This is a genomic window from Burkholderia sp. D-99 (genome assembly GCF_011605345.1).
Classification (GTDB): Bacteria; Pseudomonadota; Gammaproteobacteria; order Burkholderiales; family Burkholderiaceae; genus Burkholderia.
The window spans coordinates 230778-249888 of sequence record NZ_JAAOXM010000009.1 but is presented as its reverse complement, the minus strand read 5'-3'; the positions used below and the strand labels follow the sequence as shown (position 1 = coordinate 249888).

Genomic DNA, 19111 nt, shown 5'->3' with positions numbered 1-19111 from the left:
GCGGGCTCGCGCTCACCGTTGAAATTCACCGGGCTTCGAGTTGCTGCAATGGCGGTTATCCACGCGCGATCCGGGGTTGCCGTCCTGCCGCGCGGGCACCCTCACCGCTGAAAACCACAGCGCTTCGAGTGATCCGGGACGCAGGATATCCACATGGGCCGCGCATCCGCCGCGCAATCGGAGATGCGAGTCCGGCAACGCGCCGCCGGCCGGCAATCCATGCCGGAAGCGGCTCATCGGCCGATCGGACGCTGACACTCACCGTCGAAATGCACAGTGCCGCGAGTCGTTTCGGCAGCCGGATATCCACACGGGAGCACGTGCTGTCCTCGCTCTCATGCTCGCGTGCGAACCGGACGTGCAAGACGCTTCATGCGGCGTCGACGTCGGCTTGGGTGTCGGCTTGGGTGTCGGCTTGGGTGTCGGCTTGGGTGTCGGGTTGGGTGTCGGGTTGGGTGTCGGCTTGGGTGTCGGCTTGGGTTTCGGCTTGGGTTTCGGCTTGGGTTTCGGCTTGGGTTTCGGCTTGGGTTTCGGCTTGGGTTTCGGCTTGGGTGCCGGCTTGGGCTTGGGCGGCCGGATGATCACACTCTGGTGCGCTGCCCTCTGTCGTGTGTTGATGCGCACCTTTGCATCGCCGGGCACGTCGAGTCGCTCGCGAACGCGGCGATGCGCGGCAAAATCTGCGCATTGCAGACCACTCCACCGCGCTCGCCGTTAGAATGCACGGCCCTTCGGGTGGCAGCCGATGCCGGGATATCCACGTCGGGGCGCATGCGCGGTTCGGCCACGCACGCGCGCGTTCGGCTAGAATGCGCGGCGCGCTGAACCTCGGCAAAAGTCAGGAAACCGCGCCGGAAAAGGCGCGCCACGGGATCGGGCGCCGACCCTCACCGTTGAATTCCACAGCATTTCGCGTCGTTTCGTGGGTGAGTTGTCCACAACCCGCTTCATCCACTTCGCATCATCCGGTGACCCTCACCTGTGAAATGCACAGGGCGCCGAGTCGTTTCGGCGTGGGGATATCCACAACCGATCGCACCGCGCGACCTTCGCCTGAACATCGGCAGGCGCGGCTCGCGCACCCGCCGGCAGCTATCGGACAGTCACCGGAAAGCCCCGCCCGGACGGCCTCGGCCGCACCCTCACCATTCAAATGCACAGCGTTTCGAGTCGCCTCGCGGGCGGGTTATCCACATCCGGCCGGCCAGACTGCTTCGAACAGGCGCGCGCCCGCTCGCAGCGTCATTCGGCAATCGACCGGATGACAGCGGCCCGATTACCGCCGACCAGCACATTCGGCGCGACATCCCGCGTGACGACCGCGCCGGCCGCAACCACCGAGTTCTCGCCCACCGTCACACCGCCGATGATCGTCGCGCCGGCGCCGATCCATACGTTCCGTCCGATCACGATCGGCTGCGCAATGACGAAGTCGCGCCGCCGCGAAGGTTCGACGGGGTGGCCCGACGTGATGAGGCTGACGTTCGGCCCGATCATCACGTCGTCGCCGATCTCGAGCCCGCCGAGATCGTAGAACGTGCAGTTCTGGTTGACGAACACGTTGCGCCCGAGCTTCATGCCGGTGCCGCCCGTCGCATGGAACGGCGGGATCAGCACGAAGCCGTCGTCCACCGGCGTGCCGATCAGTTCGCCGAACAATGCGCGGACTTCAGCGGCATCGTCGAATGTCAGGCGGTTGATCCGCGCGGCGATCGCCATCGCCCGCTTGACCTCGGCCACCATCGCCGCCGATTCCGGCGTTCTTCTCGGAATGATCGTGGTGCGGTCGTCGTTTGCCATGCGCGAGTTGTCTCCCATGATTTCCCTGTTTCGCGTTGCGTCGGCGAGCGCGGCCGGATGCCAGTGTTGGCTTGTGCGCGGACGCTGCAAGCGCTGCGGGTGCTGCGGGTGCTGCGGGTGCTGTCGGTGCTTTCGGTGCTTTCGGTGCTTTCGGTGCTGTCGGTGCCGCGAGCGCTGCCGGTGTTGCGGGCGCTGCGGGCGCTGCGGGCGCTGCGGGCGCTGCGGGAGCGGCAATGCCGTGCAAGTGACGCCGGTCTATTCCGGGATTTTTCGCCTTATATATAACTAGTTTTAATATTACTAGTTATTCAACTACTCCCTTATGACATCAGGCGTTGCCCGGTTTTCCGCCCGACACACAACGCATCCGGCCGTCACCCGCAGATGGACACCCCTCGCCGGGCGCCCCTGTCCGAACCTCCGGCGCTCGGGTACGCTTGAGCATCCACCGGACCGACAGCTGCACCCAAACGCGGAGGCACAATGAAGCTCTACTACTGGCCGAAGACCCGGGCATTCCGGGCGTTGTGGATGCTCGAGGAACTCGGCGTGGTGTACGAACTCGTGCCGATCGACCTGCGCTCGCACGAGCAAGGCAGCGACGCGTTCGTGCAGGTCAACCCGATGGCCAAGCTGCCCGCGCTCGACGACGGCAGTGTACCGTTCGCCGAATCGGGCGCCGTCCTGCTCTATCTTGCCGACCGCTGTCCGGGTGCCGGGCTCGGCATCGCACCCGACGATCCGCTGCGCGGCCGCTTTCTCCAATGGATGTTCTTCACACCGACCTGCCTCGAACCGGCGATGGCCGAGAAATTCACCGGCGCGTCGGGCAATCCCGTCGCGTTCGGCTGGGGCAACATCACACGCGTGCAGCGCGCACTCGCCCAGGCGCTCGCCCATAGTCCGTGGCTCGTCGGCGACCGCTTCACCGCGGCCGACCTGCTGCTCGCCAGCACGCTGAAGATCGCGTTCGACGCGCATCTGCTGCCGCACGAAGGCGTGCTCGGCGACTATGTCGCGCGCGCCGAGGACCGCGACGCCTTCCGCCGCGCGGTCGCGATCGAACAGCGCGAAGCAGCGCGGTTGCTGCACGCGTGACGTGTAGCGCGTGGGCGGCGCCGCCAGCCGCCCGCGAGCGCACCTACGCGGCGGGGCCCGACGCCGCGGCGCCCGCTTCGACCACCACGCCCGGCGAGCCGCGCTCGTCGGTGTCGACGTCGATCGGCACGACTTCATGAAAATGCGTGTAGTCGATGTGCGTGATGCCGTCTTCGTCGTGCATCAGGTCGACATAGCGGTGACGCCAGCGGATCTCGCCGTGCACCCACGTGTGACGCGCCTGCATCACCTGCGCGGTCGTCTCGTCCGAGCCTTCGATCGTGATCAGCAACGACGCGTCGCGCGCCGCGAGCGATTCGGGCGTCTCGCCGAACAGCGCGCTCGATTCATCGATCACGTGCATCAGGTTCCAGCCGAGCAGGAAAATCGGATGCTCGCTGCGCACGAGCGGCAGGTCGTGAATCTTGCGCAGCGTGTAGCCCTCGTGCGTGCCTTCGATACGCATCAGCCGCAGTTTCGCCTGCGCCTCGGCAATCACGTTCTGGCGCGCGTTCGCGGCCCGCACCATCAGCGTCATCCTGCCGTTCAGCGGCCGGACGATCGCGTTGCGCGCGAACAGGATCTTCGCCTGCGGCCGCGAAAACCGCGCGAACACGAGCCCCGTGGCCAGCGCGATGCCCGACATCCCGATGAAGATCTCGAACGTCGCGACCAGGTGCGCATAGAGGGTCTGCGGATGCATGTCGCCATAGCCGACGGTCGCGAGCGTCTCGACGCTGAAGAAGAACGCGCCGCCGAATCCGGCCGGCGACTGGTTCGCGATCGGCTCGCGGCCGAGCAGGTAGAGCGTTGCAAAGCCGCCGTTGAGCAGCAGGAACAGCACGGCGAGCGACAGGAAGAATACGGGCCAGCTCACCGTCAGCGCGCGGTGATAGAGGTCACGCCAGCCGAGCGGCGGCATCCCGTACGCGATGACCGGGCGCGTGCCCGACCAGATCTTGCGGCCACGGCCGCGGGAGGCTGGGGAGGACGAATCGACATTCATCGCGCGGCGCCGGAAGCAGGGAGGCGACGAGCGTAGCACGCGCGGCAGCGGCCGGGAATGCGGGCCGGTTCGGAATGGACCTCCGCCGCGCCGCCGGCCGCGCGGAACAAAAAAAGCCGGCCGCGGAAGCGGCCGGCTGCGTCGTCAGCGTGCGGACACGCGCGCGATGCGCGCGGCGCTCACTTCCGGTCGACGATCACCTGGTCGAACGTGCCGCCGTCCGCGAAATGCGCCTTCTGCGCGTTCGCCCAGCTGCCGAAAACCTGCTCGACGCTGAAGGTCTTCAGCGCCTTGAACTCGGCGGCATGCTTCTTCAGCACATTCGCGTCGCGCGGGCGCAGATGGTGCTGCGCGATGATCTCCTGCGCTTCCGGCGTGTACAGGTAGTCGAGATACGCCTGCGCGACCTTGCGCGTGCCCTTCTTGTCGACGACCTTGTCGACGACGGCGACGGGCGGCTCCGCGAGAATGCTCGCCGACGGATACACGGCGTCGAACTGCGCGCCCGATGCACCGGTGTCCATCAGCGCGACTTCGTTCTCGAACGTGACCAGCACGTCGCCGATGCCGCGCTGCGTGAACGTGGTCGTCGCACCGCGGCCGCCCGAGTCGAGCACCGGCACGTTGCGGAAGATCGCCTTCTCGAAGTCGAGCGCCTGCTGGTCGGTCGCGCCCTTCTGTTTCTGGAAGCCCCACGCGGCAAGATACGCATAACGACCGTTGCCCGACGTCTTCGGGTTCGCGATGATCACCTGGACGCCCGGCTTCGCCAGATCGCTCCAGTCCTTGATCGCCTTCGGGTTGCCCTTGCGCACCAGGAACACCATCGTGGTCGAATACGGCGAGCTGTTGTCCGGGAAACGCGCACGCCAGTCCTTCGGCAGCAGCTGGCCGCGCTCGGCAAGCAGGTCGATGTCGTTCGGCTGGTTCATCGTCACGACGTCGGCCTGCAGCCCCTGCAGCACCGACAGCGCCTGCGCGCTCGACGCGCCGTGCGACTGCTTGATCGCGACCGTCTCGCCGGTCTTTTGCTTGTAGGCGGCGGCAAAGCCCGTGTTGATGTCCTTGTACAGCTCGCGCGTCACGTCGTACGACACGTTCAGGATCGACGTATCCGCGTGCGCCGCCGTCGCCGCCACGACCAGCGCCGCCGCCGCGCCCGTATGCAGCCAGCGGCCGATCCCCTTCATGCTTGCCATCGTGATATGCCCCGTTTCCAGTGGTGGTGAATGTGCGTGACGGCACGCGTACGCGCTGTCATCGAAACGTAAGCGGGCATTCTAGCGGCCGGGCGCGGCGCGCTTTCCAATCAGTCGTGGAAAGCAAATCTCGAATCCTGCTAAACGGCGGTGGACGCTCGCGCGCGCATCGAATCCGGTGTTAAGATCGCCGCTCAGCCCACTTACGGTTCATCCATGTCCGCTACCCAGCGCTCGCTTCCGATCCTCGCCGCCATCGCGGCAGGTACGCGCGCGGCCGGGCTGAAACTGAAAAAACGACTCCTCGACTGACGGGGACGTCGCGTCCCGTCAGGCGAATGCCGGACGGGATGCCCGCAGGTCGTTTCATTCTCCTTGCACGCATGCCTCACTCCGGCCCTCCGCCGGCGGAACGGTTCCTTCCCACTCCGTTTCCACCATGAGGCTTTGCATGAACACACGTTTCGAAGGTATCTGGCTGCCGATCATCACGCCATTCCACCACGGCGAAGTCGACCATGCCGCGCTCGCGCGACTCGCGCGCCACTATGCGGGCGCGGGCATCGCGGGCTTCGTCGCGGGCGCGACGACCGGTGAAGGCGTACTGCTCGATGCACGTGAACAGGATGCGGTGTTCGCGACGCTGCGCGACGCGGCGCCCGGGCTGCCGATCGTCGTCGGGCTGACCGCGAGCGCAACGCATTTCGCGGCCGCACGTGCACGCGAACTCGCGGCACTACGGCCGGACGGGCTGCTCGTCACGCCGCCCGTCTACGTGCGGCCGACGCAGGACGGTATCCGCCGCCACGTCGAGGCGATCGTCGACGCGGCCGACCTGCCGGTGCTCGTCTACAACATCCCGTACCGCACCGGCGTGAACGTCGAACTGGACACGCTGCAGGCGCTTGCGCGCGACCCGCGCGTCGCGGGCATCAAGGAATGCGGCGGTACGCTCGACCGGATGAGCCGGCTCGTGCACGACACGCCGCTCGCGATCCTGTCCGGCGACGACAACCAGAACTTCGCGGCGATGTGCGCCGGTGCGCACGGCGCGATCGCGAGCAGCGCGCACGTGCTGCCCGAATGGCACGTGCGCATCCATGCGCTGCTGCGCGACGGCCGGCTCGCCGATGCGCGGCGCCTGTCGGTCGCGCTGCAGCCGCTCGTCGCGGCGCTGTTCGCGGAGCCGAACCCGGCACCCGTGAAGGCCGTGCTGGCCGCGCAGGGGTGGTGCGAGGACGGGCTGCGGCTGCCGTTCGTGCCCGCGAGTGAAGGGTTGAAGGAGCGACTGGCAACGATCTGTGCGGCGCTCGAAGCGTCGACGCAAGCTGCCGCAGCGGCGTAGGATTTCGCGCCGAAAACTGTTTCAGACCGTCAGAATCCGGGACGCGCCATACTGCGAAAGATGGCCGTCCGCGGTGACAAGCAGCAGCGGTTCACACCACACCTGCGCGACGAGCAGCCGGTCGAACGGATCGAGATGATAGTGGGGCAGATGGCGCACGGCAGCGCTGTGCGCGACGCGAACCGGCAGTTCGCGGTACTCGCTCGTGTTGATCTTGTCGACCAGACGATCCACATCGACATCCAGCTTTCCCTTCCCGGCCTTGATCGCCACTTTCCAGATGCTCGCGCTGCTGACGAACACTTCATCGGCAGCGGTAATCAGGCTGCGCGCGCGAGCGCTCAGCTTCGGATCGTTCGCCACTGCCCAGAGAAAGATGTGCGTATCGAACAGCAGCCGCATTACTTCCCCATGAATGCGGCCAGTTCTTCGACGGAAAGCGGCGCATCGAAATCATCCGCAATCCACATCTGCCCCTCGAGGGCACCGAATGGGTGAATCGGCCTGAGCGGCACAAGCCGGACCGACTGCTTGCCGTCCTGCATGATCACAACGCGTTCGCCTGCGATCGCGGCATCGAGCAGCCGTTGGAGATCGATCGTGGCTTCGGGGACAGTGGCAACTTGCATGATGGGCTCCATTGAGTGACCCACCATTCTCACGACATTCGCCCCATTGCTCCAATAGGCCGAACGTCCAGCAAGACTCTCGTATGTCGCTCGGCATCACGCCGCCAACGCCACCGCCCCCTCCGTCGCATCCCTTACCGCCTGCGTCACGATCCGCGCGAGCCGGTCGACGGTCGGCGTCGCCGACGACGTGCGCCGCAGCAGGATCAGCGGCAGGCTCGGCAGCGCCGGCAACCCGCACGACGACGCATCGAGGACGCGCACCGACGCGGGCAGCCCGTAGTGCGAGCGCACCGTCAGCCCGAGGCCGGCCGCCGCCGCGGCCCATAACCCGGCGAGACTCGGCGTCGTGAACGCGATGCGCCACGGCACGCCCGCGCGATCGAGCGCGTCGGTCGCGGCGCCGAAGAAGCGGCACGGCCGGTCGAACACGACGAGCGGCAGCGCCTCGCCCGCGGCACGGCCACCCGCTACGGCGTGCGCGGCATCCGCCCCGCCTTCCGCGCCCTCGTCGGCCCCACCCGGCATGCCGAACCCGCCCGCCCCCGCCGCCCCGACCCACTGCATCGGCACCTGCGCGATCACCTCGCTGTCGATCCCGGCCCGCGACACGAGCGCCGCCGACGCCGGATCGCCCCACACGAGCGCGAGATCGAGCTGGTTCGCGTCGAGCCGGTCGAGCAGGTCGGCATTGCGCGCCACACGCGCCTCGATCCTCACCTTCGGATGCGCGCGCGCGAACCGCCCGAGCACGTCAGGCAGGATCGCCTCGCCGAAATCCTCCTGCAACCCGACACGCACCCAGCCGTCGAGATTCACGCCGCGCACGGCCGCGGCGGCCTCGTCGTTCAGCTCGATCATCCGCCGCGCATAACGCAGCATCGCGTCGCCGGCATCGGTCAGCGCGAGCCCGCGTCCGGCCTTCACGAACAACGGCGTGCCTGCCTGCTCCTCGAGCTTGCGGATCTGCGCGCTCACCGCCGACGACGAGCGCGCGACGCGGTCGGCCGCCTTCGCAAAACTGCCGAGATCCACGCCCGCGACGAGGCTGCGCAGCGCCGCCACGTCGAAGTTGGGTCGGGCCAGCGCGGCATCGGTCAGCGCGAGCGCAGCGCCACCGTCGCGCGGAATGTCGTGTCCGGACATATCAACCATCCCGTTTTATCGAACGATTCATAAAAAACTTTCCGATTTTCAGGATGAATGTAGGCGGCCAGACTGTCGATGTCAATTTCCAACCGGGCCTGCCGCCATGGATACCACCTGCATCGCCACTCCCTCCTCGCCCGCCCGCGACGCACGCGGCCCGGCCCATCGCTGGCGCGTGCTGGCCGCCGGCGTGGCCGCGAACATGAGCTTTTCGGCCGCGGCGGCAGGCATTCCGACCACCGCCGTGTGGATGCGCACGGCCTACCACCTCGACAACGGCGCGCTCGGCCTCGTGCTCGGCGCGCTCGGCTTCGGCGTCGCGCTGTCCGAGCTGCCGTGGGGAATCGCCGCCGACCGTTTCGGCGATCGCCGCGTACTGCTGACCGGGCTCGTCGCGACGGCCGCCATGCTCGCGCTGATGGTGTGCACGCTCGTCCCGAGCGCGCACGCGGTGCCGCCGCTTGCGCGCGTCGTCGCGGCGATGTGCTGCGTCGGCCTGCTCGGCGGCAGCGTGAACGGGTCGAGCGGGCGCGCGGTGATGCGCTGGTTCGGCGAGCGCGAACGCGGGCTCGCGATGAGCATCCGCCAGACGGCCGTGCCGCTCGGCGGCGGCGTCGGCGCGGCGCTCCTGCCGTCGCTCGCGTCGCATCTGGGGTTCGCCGCGGTATTCGGTACGCTGATGCTGCTGTGCGCCGGGTCGGCCGTGCTGACCTGGCGCTGGCTGCACGAACCGCCCGCCGAACCGGCCGCCACACCCGGCGTCGCGCATCGACCGGCCGCACGGCCGCAACCCGTGCAACCCGCGCGGCTCGCGCACGGCCCGCTCGCGAGCGCCCGCGTGTGGCGCATCGTGCTCGGCATCGGCCTGCTGTGCGCGCCGCAGTTCGCGGTGCTCACGTTCGCGACGGTGTTCCTGCACGACTTCGGCCGGCTCGGCCTCGCCGGCATCAGCTCGGCGATGGTCGTGCTGCAGCTCGGCGCGATGGTGATGCGCGTCTGGAGCGGCCGCCATACCGACCGGCACGGCAACCGGCGCGCGTACCTGCGCGGCTCGGTGCTCGTCGCGGCCGGCTCGTTCACGCTGCTCGCAGCCGCGACGGCCGGCAGCCCGCGCGTGCCGCTCGCCGCGATCGTCGCGATTCTGGTGTTAGCGGGCATCTGCGTATCGGCGTGGCATGGCGTCGCGTACACGGAGCTCGCGACGCTCGCGGGTGCGAACCACGCGGGCACCGCGCTCGGGATGGCGAACACGGTCGTCTACCTCGGGCTCTTCGCAACGCCGCTCGCGATTCCGCCGCTGCTCGCCGTCAGTTCGTGGAGCGTGGTCTGGCTCGCGGCCGCGCTGGTCGCCGGCGCGACCTATCCGCTGTTCGCCACGCGCTGACGCGAGCGCATTGCACGCGGGCGCGTGGCCTGCACCACGAACGCCCACGCCTGCGTCAGCCCGCCTCGCGCGCCAGCGCGCGTCGCGTGGCCGGCCGTTCGGCCTCGCGCTGCGCATGGGCCGTCCACGCGGGGTACTGCGTCATGTCGAATCCGATCGCGACACCCCAGCGATACAGCACGAACAGGAACGGATCGACGATCGAATGCGCGCCCGGCTCGGCCCACGTCCGACCGTCGGCCAGCGCGGCTTCGATCGTCTCGTTCGCAGCTTCGATCGTGCTGCGCCCGTGCGTGCTGACCGCGCCGTGCAGCGCCGGATCGCCGATGAAGCGACCCGGCCGCCACAGCGCGCCGTAACCGACGCCATGCACCCAGCCGACCAGCCAGGCGAGCCATTCGTGGCACCGCGCCTCGCGCAGCGGATCGCCGAGCGGCAACAATTGCGCATCGGGATAACGGCGCGCGAGATACGTGAGGATCGCCGGCGTTTCGGTCAGCACGCGCGGCTCGCCCGGAATCGCAAGCACGGGCACGCGCGCCTTCGCGTTGATCGCGAGATAGCGCGCGTCGAGGTTCTGCTGCTTCTGCACCGAGACGATCTCGACGTCGAACGGCGCGCCGGTTTCCTCCAGCGCGATGTGAGCGGCGAGCGAGCAGGCGCCCGGCGAAAGATAGAGACGATATGCGTTCATGGTGATGTGGCCCGACGGGGCTGTGGAAGACGGAACCGAGTGTAGGAACGCGTGCATGCCCGCCGCAAACGATGAATTGTCGTGCTCGGACATTAGTGTTACTAATACCCGCATGCGACGCATCCACCTTCCTCCGCTGCAGACGCTACGTGCGTTCGAGACCGCCGTGCGGCTGCAGAGCTTCACGCGCGCGGCCGACGAACTCGCGCTCACGCAAGGCGCCGTCAGCCAGCACATCCGCACGCTCGAGGCGCAGCTCGGCTACCCGCTCTTCACGCGCGAACGCAACGGCGCGACGCCGACGCACGCCGCGCACGCGCTCGCGCTGCAGGTGCGCCAGGGCCTCAGCGTGCTCGAGCGCGCGTTCGAGCCGGCGCTCACGGTACGCAGCCGGCCGCGCACCTGCGACGTCACGCTGAACGTCAGCGTGCTGCCGAGCGTCGCCGAACGCTGGCTCGCGCCGCGCCTGCCGCGCTTCTCCGCCGCGCATCCGCACATTGCGATCGCGCTGCACCCGGACGTGGCGCTCGCACCGCTGCGCAAGCGCGACCGCATCGACGTCGCGCTGCGCTACGGGCCCGGCACGTGGCCGGGCGTCGTCGCCGAGAAGCTGATGAACGAGACGATCTTTCCGGTCGCGAGCCCCGCGTACCGCAATCGCGACGGCGTCGCGCCGCGCGCGCCGGCCGATCTCGTGCGCGCGACGCTGCTGCGCCATCCCGCGCAGCCCTGGGAACCGTGGCTCCAGGCCGCCCGGCTCGACCTTACCGAATCCGCGCGCGCGCCGCGTTTCACCGATGCGAACGCGCTGATCGACGCGACGCTGAAAGGACGCGGCGTTGCACTCGCGCGCCGCTCGCTGATCGAGCCCGAACTCGCGGACGGCACCCTCGTGCGCGTATCGACGGTGCGCGTGACCGACGTGTATGCGCACTACGTCGTGTGGCGCCCCGGCCATCCGCATGAAACGGCGATCCGCACCTGGCTCGACTGGCTGCGCAGCGAGGTGCGGCGACGCACCCCGCGGCGCTGACGCAACGCGATCGGCGGCACGCGTCCATCAATGACCGGTCAGGCTGCCGTGCACGCGCTCATGCATCGCATCGCGTGCCCGGGTAAAAGTGCCCGACTCGCATCGTCCGCCGGGAAATATTGCACGCCCGCCACGTCGTGCAAGTGAATGGTCAGGATATCGAAAGCATTCTGCGATCACGCGCCGGTCGCAAACGATTCACCGAAACGTCGCATCGCATCGGCATACTCGAAAACGTTTCCCGATCAGCCTGCCAGGAGAGAAGTCATGCATCGCGTTGCCGTCGTCGTCGTTCTTTGTGCCGCTGCTTTCGTCGCCGCCTGCAGCGACGACGCGCCGCACGACGCACCCACGGCCGACGCGTCGCAGCAGGCCGGCGCATCGGCCGGCTCCGCCAGCGCATTCAACAACGATGCAACCGCAAACGCCGCCGCGTCCGATGCCGCGCCGCTCGCACCGCCCGTCGTGCACTACCCGCCCGATGACGACGACGACGCGAAGCCCGCGGCAAATGCGGCCGCGTCGAGCGCCGCCGCGTCGTCGCCAGGCTGATCCCGCCGCTTTCGTCCCCCGACCGCAGAACCGAGGTGAAATAACATGACGTCATCGAGCCGCCGCCGTTTCCTGCATACCGTCGCACAATCCGCGGGCGCCGCCGTCGCGCTCAACGCATTCCCCGAATCGATCCGCCGCGCGCTCGCGATTCCCGCCGCGCGCGGCACCGGCACGATCCGCGATGTCGAGCACATCGTCGTGTTCATGCAGGAAAACCGCTCCTTCGATCATTACTTCGGACACCTGCGCGGCGTGCGCGGCTACAACGACCGCTTCCCGATCCCGCTGCCGAACGGCAAGCCGGTGTGGTACCAGCCGTCGAAGGCCGACCCGACCAAGCCCGTGCTGCCGTTCCGGCTGAACACGCTGACCACCAGCGCGCAGTGCGTCGGCGACCTCGACCACTCGTGGTACAAGACGCACGCGGCGATCGACGGCGGCCGCTATGACCAGTGGCCCGCGAACAAGACCGACATGACGATGGGCTATCACGTGCGCGAGGACATCCCGTTCCACTACGCGCTCGCCGATGCGTTCACCGTGTGCGACAACTATTTCTGCTCGCTGCCGGGGCCGACGCACCCGAACCGCTCGTACCTGATGACGGGCACCGTCGACCCGACCGGCAAGTTCGGCGGTCCGCTGCTCGACAACAGCGACTACGTCGACGGCGACGGGCCGCCCGCATACCAGTTGCTGTCGTGGACGACCTTTCCCGAGCGCCTCGAAGCGCGCGGCATATCGTGGCAGATCTACCAGCAGGGCACGACGGGCAACGATCCGTACAACGGCAACTACGGCACGAACGTGCTGCAGAACTTCGCGAACTTCATCAACGCGAAGCCCGGCTCGTCGCTGTACCAGCGCGCGCAGACGGTGCGCACGCTCGACGACCTGAAGAACGACGTGATCAACGACCGGCTGCCGCAGGTGTCGTGGCTGTGCCCGCCCGCCGCGTTCTCCGAGCATCCGAAATACACGCCCGCGTACGGCGCGAACTACACGTCGCAGATCCTCGACGCGCTCACGTCGAACCCGGACGTATGGCGCAAGACCGTGCTGTTCATCATGTACGACGAGAACGACGGCTTCTTCGACCACATCGTGCCGCCGCAGCCGCCGACGTCGGCCGCGCAAGGCGCGTCGACCGTGACGACCGACGGCGAGCTGCATACGGTCGTGAACCCCGGCCGCGGCGGCAGCTATACGGCCGACGGCCTGCCGTACGGCCTCGGGCCGCGCGTGCCGATGACGGTCGTCTCGCCGTGGACGAAGGGCGGCTTCGTGTGCTCGCAGGTGTTCGACCACACGTCGGTGATCCGCTTCATCGGCGAACGTTTCGGCATCGACGAACCGAACATCACGCCATGGCGCCGCACGGTGTGCGGCGACCTCACCGCCGCATTCGACTTCCGCTCGTCCGACGCGTCGTTCCCGCCGCTGCCCGACACGAGCCAGTACCGTTCGATCGCCGACCAGCAGTGCACGTCGCAGCCCGCGCCGACCGTGCCCGCGACGCCGTCGCCGGTCGACCCGCAGGAGCCCGGCGTGCGGCCGGCACGTGCGCTGCCGTACGAGTTGCATGTGAACGCGAGCATCTACGGCGGGACGAAGCTGCGCATCGAATTCGCGAACCGCGGCAACCAGGGCGCGCACTTCCACGTGTATGCGACGAACCGCACCGACGGCCCGTGGCGCTACACGGTCGGCGCACGCCGCGTGCTGCATGCGGACTTCGACCTGACGGCGACGAACGGCGCATACACGTTCTCGGTGTACGGGCCGAACGGCTTCGTGCGCGTGTTCTCGGGCAATGTGTCGGCCCCGGCCGTGCAGCACCGCAACCCTGCGCAGCCGGAAGTAAAGGCCGGCTACGACGTCGCGAACGGGAACCTGTACCTGAAGCTGCGCAACCCTGGCGGGGCTCACGTCACGCTGACGCTGACCGACAACGCGTACGGCGCGCCGTCGCGGCAAGTGACGCTGCATGGCGGTGACGAGCGCGTCGAGCAGTGGGCACTCGCGGCAAGCCACCAATGGTATGACGTGACGGTGAGCGACGGCTCGGCCGGCACCTTCTCGCGCCGTTTCGCGGGCCACGTCGAGAACGGCCGGCCGAGCTATTCGGATCCGGCCGCGGTGCGGCCCGTCGCCGCGGCGTAAGCGCAACGGCGCGGCACCCGCCGTGCCGCGCGGCACCCGCCCGGTCCGTCAGAGTCAGACCGCGTACGCGAGCGCGCGGTCGACGAGTGCGGCTTCGAAGCCGTCGTCCGCGTCGCGAAAGCGCAGCGGTGCCGCGCAGTGGACGAGCGTGTCGACGAAGTACTTCGCGCGCGGCCACGGCCCGAAGCCGGCCGCGGTGTTGATGTGCCCGGCGTCGCCGAGGTTCACGAACGCGCTGCCCAGGTGCTGCGCGAGCGTGCGCGCATCGGCAAGCGGCATCCACGGATCGGTCTCGCTGCCGATCACGATCGACGGCACGGCGAGCCGGCGCGCGTCGAACGGCCCGGCAAACGTGAATTTCTTCGGACTGGCGGGCGCGACGAGCAGCACACCCGCGACGTCGCCCACCTGCGGCCACTGCGCGAGCGCATGCGCGGTCGCGAGGCAGCCGAAGCTGTGCGCGGCCAGCACGAACGGGCCGCGTTCGCGGTCGAGCAAGGCGCGCACCGATTGCGCCCAGCGCGCGAGATCGGGCGCGTCCCAGTCGTCCTGCTCGACGCGCAGCGAGCGCGGGAACTGCCGTTCGAGCCAGGTCTGCCAGTGAGCGCCTTCGCTGCCGTGCAGGCCCGGAACGGTGACGAGCCGCGGCGGCCACGCCGATTTGCTGCATGCGCGCATGATTGCCCTCGCTTGCTTGAAGACGGGCTTCGATTGTGGCGCGGCGTCCCCGGCGGCCGAACCAATATTTTGTGCTTTGCTTTTGCGTGGGGCGCCATCCGGGGGCCGGCCATCCGTGGGCCGGCCATCCGCGGGGCGGCCGGCCGCCGAACGGCGCCCCGGGGCGGTCACCCACACCGGTCGCCCGCCCCGAGCACCGGCGCGCGATGCGCCGCGAAACCGTAGAATGTGGGCTTCCCGTCAGCTTCACGCGAAACAGGGCCGGGCGCCGACGCGCCGGGCGCTGTCGTCAGGAGATGCCCGATGTCCGCTACGCCCGCCGGCGCGCTGCGCCCGTTCGATCCCGCTTTTCCCGTGACGCGCCGCGCCGGCGTGGTTCACGCCGGCTTGCCCGGCCGCAGCACGGGCCGCAATGCGGTTCACCGGGCCGACTGCGATTGCGTCCACATGAATATCGGCCAATCGTTCGCGAAGTGACGGCATGAAGATCCTGTTCTATTCCCCGCACCAGGAAGCCGCCGCGTGGCGCGACGAGATCGCGCACGCGCTGCCGGAAGCCCACCTGCGCGCGTGGCAGCCGGGCGATACGGCTGCCGCCGACTACGCGCTCGTCTGGCGCGCGCCGCGCGAGTTCTTCGCCCCGCGCGACGGGCTGCGCGCAATCTTCAATCTCGGCGCGGGCGTCGATGCGCTGCTTGCGCTCGACCGCGCGCATCCGGGCACGCTGCCGCCGCACGTGCCGCTCGTGCGGCTCGAGGATTCTGGCATGGCGCAGCAGATGGTCGAATACGTGACGCACGCGGTGCTGCGCTACCTGCGCCGCTTCGACGAATACGAACTCCAGCAGCGCGAGCGCCGCTGGCGCCCGCTCGAACCGCATGCCCGCGCAAGCTTCACCGTCGCCGTGCTCGGCCTCGGCGTGCTCGGCGCACAGGTTGCGTGCGCGCTCGCCGCCCTCGGGTTTCCGGTGCGCGGCTACAGCCGCAGCGCGAAGCAGCTCGACGGCGTCGAAACCTTCGCCGGCGACGGTGCGTTCGACGCATGCATCGACGGCGCGAAGGTACTCGTCAACCTGCTGCCGAGCACGCCCGACACCGACGGCGTCTTGTCGTCGCGCGCCTTCGCGCGGCTCGCGCCGGGCGCGTACGTCGTCAACGTCGCGCGCGGCGCGCATCTCGTCGAAGCCGACCTGCTCGACGCGCTCGCGAGCGGCCGCGTCGCCGCCGCGACGCTCGACGTGTTCCACCAGGAGCCGCTGCCCGAGGATCACCCGTTCTGGCGCGCGCCGCGCATCACGATCACGCCGCACAGCTCGGCCGAAACGCTGCGGGCGGAGGCCGTCGAGCAGATCGCCGGCAAGATCCGCGCGTTCGAGCGTGGCGAGCGCGTCGGCGGCATCGTCGACTACGCGCGCGGCTATTGAATTCAGCCTTACATGAAAACCAGGAGACAACCATGACGTTCCCCACCGCCGTCAAGATCGTCGAAGTCGGCCCGCGCGACGGGCTGCAGAACGAGAAGACCTTCGTGCCGACCGACGTGAAGATCGCGCTCGTCGACCGGCTGTCGCAGGCCGGCTTCCGCAACATCGAAGCCGCGTCGTTCGTGTCGCCGAAATGGGTGCCGCAGATGGCCGACGGCGCCGAAGTCATGGCCGGCATCGAGCGCCGCGCGGGCACCGTGTACTCGGTGCTCACGCCGAACCTGAAGGGCTTCGAAAATGCGCTCGCCGCGCGCGCCGACGAAGTCGTGATCTTCGGCGCGGCAAGCGAGGCGTTCTCGCAGCGGAACATCAACTGCAGCATCGCCGAGAGCATCGCGCGCTTCGAGCCCGTCGCGAAGGCGGCGAAGGATGCGGGCCTGCGGCTGCGCGGCAGCGTGTCGTGCACGCTCGGCTGCCCGTACCAGGGCGAAGTGCCGGTCGCCTCGGTCGTCGACGTCGTCGAGCGCTTCGCGGCGCTCGGCTGCGACGAGATCGACATCGCCGACACGATCGGCGTCGGCACGCCGAAGCGCACGCGCGAAGTGCTGTCGGCCGTCACGCGCGTGTTCCCGCGCGAACGCCTGTCGGGCCACTTCCACGACACCTACGGCCAGGCACTCGCGAACATCTACGCGGCGCTGTTCGAAGGGATCGAGATCTTCCACGCGTCGGTCGCGGGCCTCGGCGGCTGCCCGTACGCAAAGGGCGCGACCGGCAACGTCGCGACCGAGGACGTGCTGTACCTGATGCAGGGCCTCGGCATCGACACCGGCGTCGACCTCGCGCAGGTCGTCGCCGCCGGCGACTTCATCTCGAACGCGATCGGCCGCGCGAACGTGTCGCGCGCCGGTCGCGCACTGCTCGCCAAGGCGCAGAGCGCGGCCGACGCTGCGAACTGCGCATGACCCCGGTATTCGATGGATTCTTCAACATGACGACACCTGCTGCATTCGATTCACTTCCCGATTCCGCGCGACGCGTCGCGCTGCTGCTGCGCGAGCGCGGCCATGCGAAAGACATCGTGATGCTCGCCGAAACCGGCAAGACGTCGGCCGAGGCCGCAGCCGGGCTCGGCTGCTCGGTTGCGCAGATCGCGAAGTCGATCCTGTTTCGCCGGCAGTCGGACGGCGCGCCCGTGCTCGTGGTTGCGAGCGGCGTCAATCGCGTCGACGAAAAGAAGGTCGCCGCGCAGGTCGGCGCGGTCGGCCGCGCGGACGCGAAGTTCGTGCGCGACAACACCGGCTACGCGATCGGCGGCGTCTGCCCGATCGGCCATCTCGTCGAACCCGTCACGCTGATCGACGCCGATCTCCTCGAACTCGACAGCCTGTGGGCAGCCGCCGGCCATCCGCATGCGGTGTTCAACCTGTCGCCGAACGAACTCGTGTCGCTGACGGGCGCGCCGGTCGCGGACGTCGCGTTGCGGGAACCCGCATGAGCGACGTCGTGGTGCCGATCGGCACGGTGGCCTCGCCGTGCACCGACGTATGCCGGATCGATCCGCGCACCGACTGGTGCGCGGGTTGCCTGCGCACGCGCGACGAGATCAAGGGGTGGCGTACGTCGGATGACGACGCGAGGCGCGCGTTGCTCGCGCGGCTCGATGCGCGGCGGCGGCTGATTGCGAGGAGCGGTGCATAAAAAAAAGCCGTTCAACCTGACAGGCGAACGGCATGAGATCGGAATCCTGTGAACGTGATCAACGTCACAGCCCGCATCATACGAGCGACGCGCACCGCTCGCATCGGGTGTTTCCCTACAACTTCTTACAGCGTCTTTCACGCGTGCGCGTGCACCGCTTTCGCTCGCCATGCACGCGCCATCCGCCCGCAATACTCGTTCCTGAAATTCGCATTCGGCGCGCCGCTACGATGCCCGCAGCGGCGCCGAATCGCACGACCGTTTCAGCTGCCGACTGCCGCGCGACGCGCGGGCACGATGCGCCAGCCAAGATTCACGCCGGCCGCCGCGAGCAGGATCAGCAGCGCGCCGAACACCTGCGTCCACGCGAGCGTCTGCCCGAACGCAACGTGGTCGACGACGATCGCGACGACCGGATAGACGAACGACAACGCACCCGTCATCGCGGTCGGCAGCTTCTGGATCGCGCCGTACAGCAGCACGTACATCAGGCCCGTGTTCACGACGCCGAGCACGACGAGGTCGAGCCATTGCGCGGCGGTCGCCGGCAACGTGCCGAAGTGCGCGAACGGCGCGAGCAGCAGGACGCCGAGGCCTGCCTGCAGCAGCGCGAGCAGATGCGGCGGCGTGCCCTTCAGGTGCTTCGTGACGATCGACGAGATCGCATACAGGAACGCCGCACCGAGCGACAGCGCGACACCTTCCAGATATTCGCCCGGCACCGCGAGCACGGCCGGCTCGACGCGCACCACCGCGACGAGTCCGACGAATGCGAGCGCGAGCCACGCAACCGTCGACGCGGTGATCCGCTCGCGGAACACGATGGCGCCGAGTGCGACGAGCATGAACGGCTGCGTGTTGTAGACGGCGGTCGCCATCGAGATCGATGCACGCGAATAGGCGGCGAACAGCAGCAGCCAGTTCGCGACGATCGCGACGCTGCCGAGCGTTGCAAGCGCGAGCATCCTCGGCGAGAACAGCGCGCGGCGCAGGAAGCCGAACGCCGCGCAGACGATCGCGAGCGTCGCGGCGCCGAACAGGCAGCGGAAGAACACGACGTTCGTCAGCGGCTGCTGCGACGACATCACGAGCCAGCCGATCGTGCCGGACATCATCATCGCGACGATCATCTCGGCGGCACCGCGGCGCATTTCATTCGAGGCCATCATGAACTCCGTTGAAGAGAGTGGATGACATCGATTCTAGAAACTTGCTTTCGCGGCAACCATGGCTAAACTGAAGTGAAACAAACGA

General features: G+C 68.5%; 22 protein-coding genes. 12 read left to right on the top strand and 10 right to left on the bottom strand.

The features are described from left to right. Nucleotides 1–12: 12 nt before the first annotated feature. Together HAV18_RS28175 and HAV18_RS28165 are read right to left on the bottom strand one after the other, a co-directional pair. The gene (locus tag HAV18_RS28175) at nt 13–237 is read right to left on the bottom strand and encodes a hypothetical protein (protein WP_166962728.1); all 225 of its coding nucleotides are present in this window, start codon (nt 235–237) and stop codon (nt 13–15) included. Nucleotides 238–1242: 1005 nt separating this feature from the next. Then, nucleotides 1243–1800: a sugar O-acetyltransferase gene (locus HAV18_RS28165; RefSeq protein WP_166962726.1), complete on the bottom strand. Its 558-nt coding sequence runs from the start codon at nt 1798–1800 to the stop codon at nt 1243–1245. A gap of 57 nt (nt 1801–1857) precedes the next feature. Between HAV18_RS28165 and HAV18_RS28160 the strand changes: the two genes are divergently transcribed. Both HAV18_RS28160 and HAV18_RS28155 read left to right on the top strand, forming a co-directional pair. After that, nucleotides 1858–2085, top strand: coding sequence for a hypothetical protein (locus HAV18_RS28160; RefSeq protein WP_243771787.1), 228 nt, complete (start codon nt 1858–1860; stop codon nt 2083–2085). 198 nt (nt 2086–2283) lie between these two features. Then, nucleotides 2284–2898 carry a glutathione S-transferase family protein gene (locus HAV18_RS28155; RefSeq protein WP_166962722.1) on the top strand — a complete coding sequence of 205 codons (615 nt, stop codon included), beginning with the start codon at nt 2284–2286 and terminating at the stop codon, nt 2896–2898. Nucleotides 2899–2941: 43 nt separating this feature from the next. Here the strand turns inward: HAV18_RS28155 and HAV18_RS28150 are convergent, their stop codons facing one another. Then, nucleotides 2942–3904: an ion channel gene (locus HAV18_RS28150; RefSeq protein WP_166962720.1), complete on the bottom strand. Its 963-nt coding sequence runs from the start codon at nt 3902–3904 to the stop codon at nt 2942–2944. A gap of 179 nt (nt 3905–4083) precedes the next feature. Next, nucleotides 4084–5103, bottom strand: a complete 1020-nt coding sequence (locus tag HAV18_RS28145; protein ID WP_166962718.1) for a sulfate ABC transporter substrate-binding protein — start codon at nt 5101–5103, stop codon at nt 4084–4086. 451 nt (nt 5104–5554) lie between these two features. Between HAV18_RS28145 and dapA the strand changes: the two genes are divergently transcribed. Next, entirely contained in the window at nt 5555–6448 is an 894-nt protein-coding gene (gene dapA / locus HAV18_RS28135; RefSeq protein ID WP_166962716.1) for a 4-hydroxy-tetrahydrodipicolinate synthase, read from the top strand. A gap of 21 nt (nt 6449–6469) precedes the next feature. On the opposite strand, the gene HAV18_RS28130 is transcribed toward dapA, so the two are convergent. The 3 genes from HAV18_RS28130 to HAV18_RS28120 form a co-directional block, all read right to left on the bottom strand. Beyond that, nucleotides 6470–6850 carry a type II toxin-antitoxin system VapC family toxin gene (locus HAV18_RS28130; protein WP_166962714.1) on the bottom strand — a complete coding sequence of 127 codons (381 nt, stop codon included), beginning with the start codon at nt 6848–6850 and terminating at the stop codon, nt 6470–6472. After that, complete coding sequence (locus HAV18_RS28125; protein WP_407062441.1) at nt 6850–7077, bottom strand: type II toxin-antitoxin system Phd/YefM family antitoxin; 228 nt, start codon at nt 7075–7077, stop codon at nt 6850–6852. The genes HAV18_RS28130 and HAV18_RS28125 overlap by 1 nt, the downstream gene beginning before the upstream one ends. A 96-nt stretch (nt 7078–7173) precedes the next feature. Beyond that, nucleotides 7174–8223, bottom strand: coding sequence for a LysR substrate-binding domain-containing protein (locus HAV18_RS28120; RefSeq protein ID WP_166962710.1), 1050 nt, complete (start codon nt 8221–8223; stop codon nt 7174–7176). A 106-nt stretch (nt 8224–8329) separates the two neighbouring features. On the opposite strand from HAV18_RS28120, the gene HAV18_RS28115 reads away from it, so the two are divergent. After that, nucleotides 8330–9610 carry an MFS transporter gene (locus HAV18_RS28115; protein WP_166962708.1) on the top strand — a complete coding sequence of 427 codons (1281 nt, stop codon included), beginning with the start codon at nt 8330–8332 and terminating at the stop codon, nt 9608–9610. Nucleotides 9611–9665: 55 nt separating this feature from the next. Here the strand turns inward: HAV18_RS28115 and HAV18_RS28110 are convergent, their stop codons facing one another. Next, entirely contained in the window at nt 9666–10304 is a 639-nt protein-coding gene (locus HAV18_RS28110; protein WP_166962706.1) for a glutathione S-transferase family protein, read from the bottom strand. A gap of 112 nt (nt 10305–10416) precedes the next feature. Here HAV18_RS28110 and HAV18_RS28105 point away from each other — a divergent pair, with 112 nt between their 5' ends. The 3 genes from HAV18_RS28105 (at nt 10417) to HAV18_RS28095 (ending at nt 14055) form a co-directional block, all read left to right on the top strand. Next, nucleotides 10417–11337, top strand: a complete 921-nt coding sequence (locus HAV18_RS28105) for a LysR substrate-binding domain-containing protein (RefSeq protein WP_166962704.1) — start codon at nt 10417–10419, stop codon at nt 11335–11337. Nucleotides 11338–11604: 267 nt separating this feature from the next. Next, a complete protein-coding gene (locus HAV18_RS28100; RefSeq protein WP_166962703.1) occupies nt 11605–11889 on the top strand; it encodes a hypothetical protein in 285 nt (94 codons plus the stop codon). A 45-nt stretch (nt 11890–11934) separates the two neighbouring features. After that, complete coding sequence (locus HAV18_RS28095; RefSeq protein WP_166962701.1) at nt 11935–14055, top strand: phosphocholine-specific phospholipase C; 2121 nt, start codon at nt 11935–11937, stop codon at nt 14053–14055. A 54-nt stretch (nt 14056–14109) separates the two neighbouring features. On the opposite strand, the gene HAV18_RS28090 is transcribed toward HAV18_RS28095, so the two are convergent. Further along, nucleotides 14110–14733 (bottom strand): alpha/beta hydrolase, encoded by a 624-nt coding sequence (locus tag HAV18_RS28090; protein ID WP_166962699.1) that lies wholly within the window; start codon nt 14731–14733, stop codon nt 14110–14112. Nucleotides 14734–15036: 303 nt separating this feature from the next. Between HAV18_RS28090 and HAV18_RS28085 the strand changes: the two genes are divergently transcribed. Genes HAV18_RS28085 through HAV18_RS28065 form a run of 5 tightly spaced genes read left to right on the top strand, consistent with a single transcriptional unit; the run spans nt 15037 to nt 17857 of the window. Then, nucleotides 15037–15210 carry a hypothetical protein gene (locus HAV18_RS28085; RefSeq protein ID WP_166962697.1) on the top strand — a complete coding sequence of 58 codons (174 nt, stop codon included), beginning with the start codon at nt 15037–15039 and terminating at the stop codon, nt 15208–15210. Nucleotides 15211–15214: 4 nt separating this feature from the next. Next, a complete protein-coding gene (locus HAV18_RS28080; RefSeq protein WP_166962695.1) occupies nt 15215–16156 on the top strand; it encodes a glyoxylate/hydroxypyruvate reductase A in 942 nt (313 codons plus the stop codon). Nucleotides 16157–16188: 32 nt separating this feature from the next. Continuing rightward, on the top strand, nt 16189–17121 hold the full coding sequence (locus HAV18_RS28075; RefSeq protein ID WP_166962693.1) for a hydroxymethylglutaryl-CoA lyase: 933 nt from the start codon (nt 16189–16191) through the stop codon (nt 17119–17121). A gap of 26 nt (nt 17122–17147) precedes the next feature. Further along, complete coding sequence (locus tag HAV18_RS28070; RefSeq protein WP_166962785.1) at nt 17148–17654, top strand: YbaK/EbsC family protein; 507 nt, start codon at nt 17148–17150, stop codon at nt 17652–17654. Then, nucleotides 17651–17857: a DUF1289 domain-containing protein gene (locus HAV18_RS28065; RefSeq protein WP_166962691.1), complete on the top strand. Its 207-nt coding sequence runs from the start codon at nt 17651–17653 to the stop codon at nt 17855–17857. The genes HAV18_RS28070 and HAV18_RS28065 overlap by 4 nt, the downstream gene beginning before the upstream one ends. Nucleotides 17858–18120: 263 nt before the next feature. On the opposite strand, the gene HAV18_RS28060 is transcribed toward HAV18_RS28065, so the two are convergent. Beyond that, entirely contained in the window at nt 18121–19023 is a 903-nt protein-coding gene (locus HAV18_RS28060; RefSeq protein ID WP_166962689.1) for a DMT family transporter, read from the bottom strand. Nucleotides 19024–19111 lie beyond the last annotated feature (88 nt).

What these genes read in the sequence shown, in the direction of transcription:
- HAV18_RS28175 (WP_166962728.1), bottom strand. Translation starts at nt 237, where the DNA reads ATGAGCCGCTTCCGGCATGGATTGCCGGCCGGCGGCGCGTTGCCGGAC.
- HAV18_RS28165 (WP_166962726.1), bottom strand. Translation starts at nt 1,800, where the DNA reads ATGGCAAACGACGACCGCACCACGATCATTCCGAGAAGAACGCCGGAA.
- HAV18_RS28160 (WP_243771787.1), top strand. Translation starts at nt 1,858, where the DNA reads ATGCCAGTGTTGGCTTGTGCGCGGACGCTGCAAGCGCTGCGGGTGCTG.
- HAV18_RS28155 (WP_166962722.1), top strand. Translation starts at nt 2,284, where the DNA reads ATGAAGCTCTACTACTGGCCGAAGACCCGGGCATTCCGGGCGTTGTGG.
- HAV18_RS28150 (WP_166962720.1), bottom strand. Translation starts at nt 3,904, where the DNA reads ATGAATGTCGATTCGTCCTCCCCAGCCTCCCGCGGCCGTGGCCGCAAG.
- HAV18_RS28145 (WP_166962718.1), bottom strand. Translation starts at nt 5,103, where the DNA reads ATGGCAAGCATGAAGGGGATCGGCCGCTGGCTGCATACGGGCGCGGCG.
- dapA (WP_166962716.1), top strand. Translation starts at nt 5,555, where the DNA reads ATGAACACACGTTTCGAAGGTATCTGGCTGCCGATCATCACGCCATTC.
- HAV18_RS28130 (WP_166962714.1), bottom strand. Translation starts at nt 6,850, where the DNA reads ATGCGGCTGCTGTTCGATACGCACATCTTTCTCTGGGCAGTGGCGAAC.
- HAV18_RS28125 (WP_407062441.1), bottom strand. Translation starts at nt 7,077, where the DNA reads ATGCAAGTTGCCACTGTCCCCGAAGCCACGATCGATCTCCAACGGCTG.
- HAV18_RS28120 (WP_166962710.1), bottom strand. Translation starts at nt 8,223, where the DNA reads ATGTCCGGACACGACATTCCGCGCGACGGTGGCGCTGCGCTCGCGCTG.
- HAV18_RS28115 (WP_166962708.1), top strand. Translation starts at nt 8,330, where the DNA reads ATGGATACCACCTGCATCGCCACTCCCTCCTCGCCCGCCCGCGACGCA.
- HAV18_RS28110 (WP_166962706.1), bottom strand. Translation starts at nt 10,304, where the DNA reads ATGAACGCATATCGTCTCTATCTTTCGCCGGGCGCCTGCTCGCTCGCC.
- HAV18_RS28105 (WP_166962704.1), top strand. Translation starts at nt 10,417, where the DNA reads ATGCGACGCATCCACCTTCCTCCGCTGCAGACGCTACGTGCGTTCGAG.
- HAV18_RS28100 (WP_166962703.1), top strand. Translation starts at nt 11,605, where the DNA reads ATGCATCGCGTTGCCGTCGTCGTCGTTCTTTGTGCCGCTGCTTTCGTC.
- HAV18_RS28095 (WP_166962701.1), top strand. Translation starts at nt 11,935, where the DNA reads ATGACGTCATCGAGCCGCCGCCGTTTCCTGCATACCGTCGCACAATCC.
- HAV18_RS28090 (WP_166962699.1), bottom strand. Translation starts at nt 14,733, where the DNA reads ATGCGCGCATGCAGCAAATCGGCGTGGCCGCCGCGGCTCGTCACCGTT.
- HAV18_RS28085 (WP_166962697.1), top strand. Translation starts at nt 15,037, where the DNA reads ATGTCCGCTACGCCCGCCGGCGCGCTGCGCCCGTTCGATCCCGCTTTT.
- HAV18_RS28080 (WP_166962695.1), top strand. Translation starts at nt 15,215, where the DNA reads ATGAAGATCCTGTTCTATTCCCCGCACCAGGAAGCCGCCGCGTGGCGC.
- HAV18_RS28075 (WP_166962693.1), top strand. Translation starts at nt 16,189, where the DNA reads ATGACGTTCCCCACCGCCGTCAAGATCGTCGAAGTCGGCCCGCGCGAC.
- HAV18_RS28070 (WP_166962785.1), top strand. Translation starts at nt 17,148, where the DNA reads ATGACGACACCTGCTGCATTCGATTCACTTCCCGATTCCGCGCGACGC.
- HAV18_RS28065 (WP_166962691.1), top strand. Translation starts at nt 17,651, where the DNA reads ATGAGCGACGTCGTGGTGCCGATCGGCACGGTGGCCTCGCCGTGCACC.
- HAV18_RS28060 (WP_166962689.1), bottom strand. Translation starts at nt 19,023, where the DNA reads ATGGCCTCGAATGAAATGCGCCGCGGTGCCGCCGAGATGATCGTCGCG.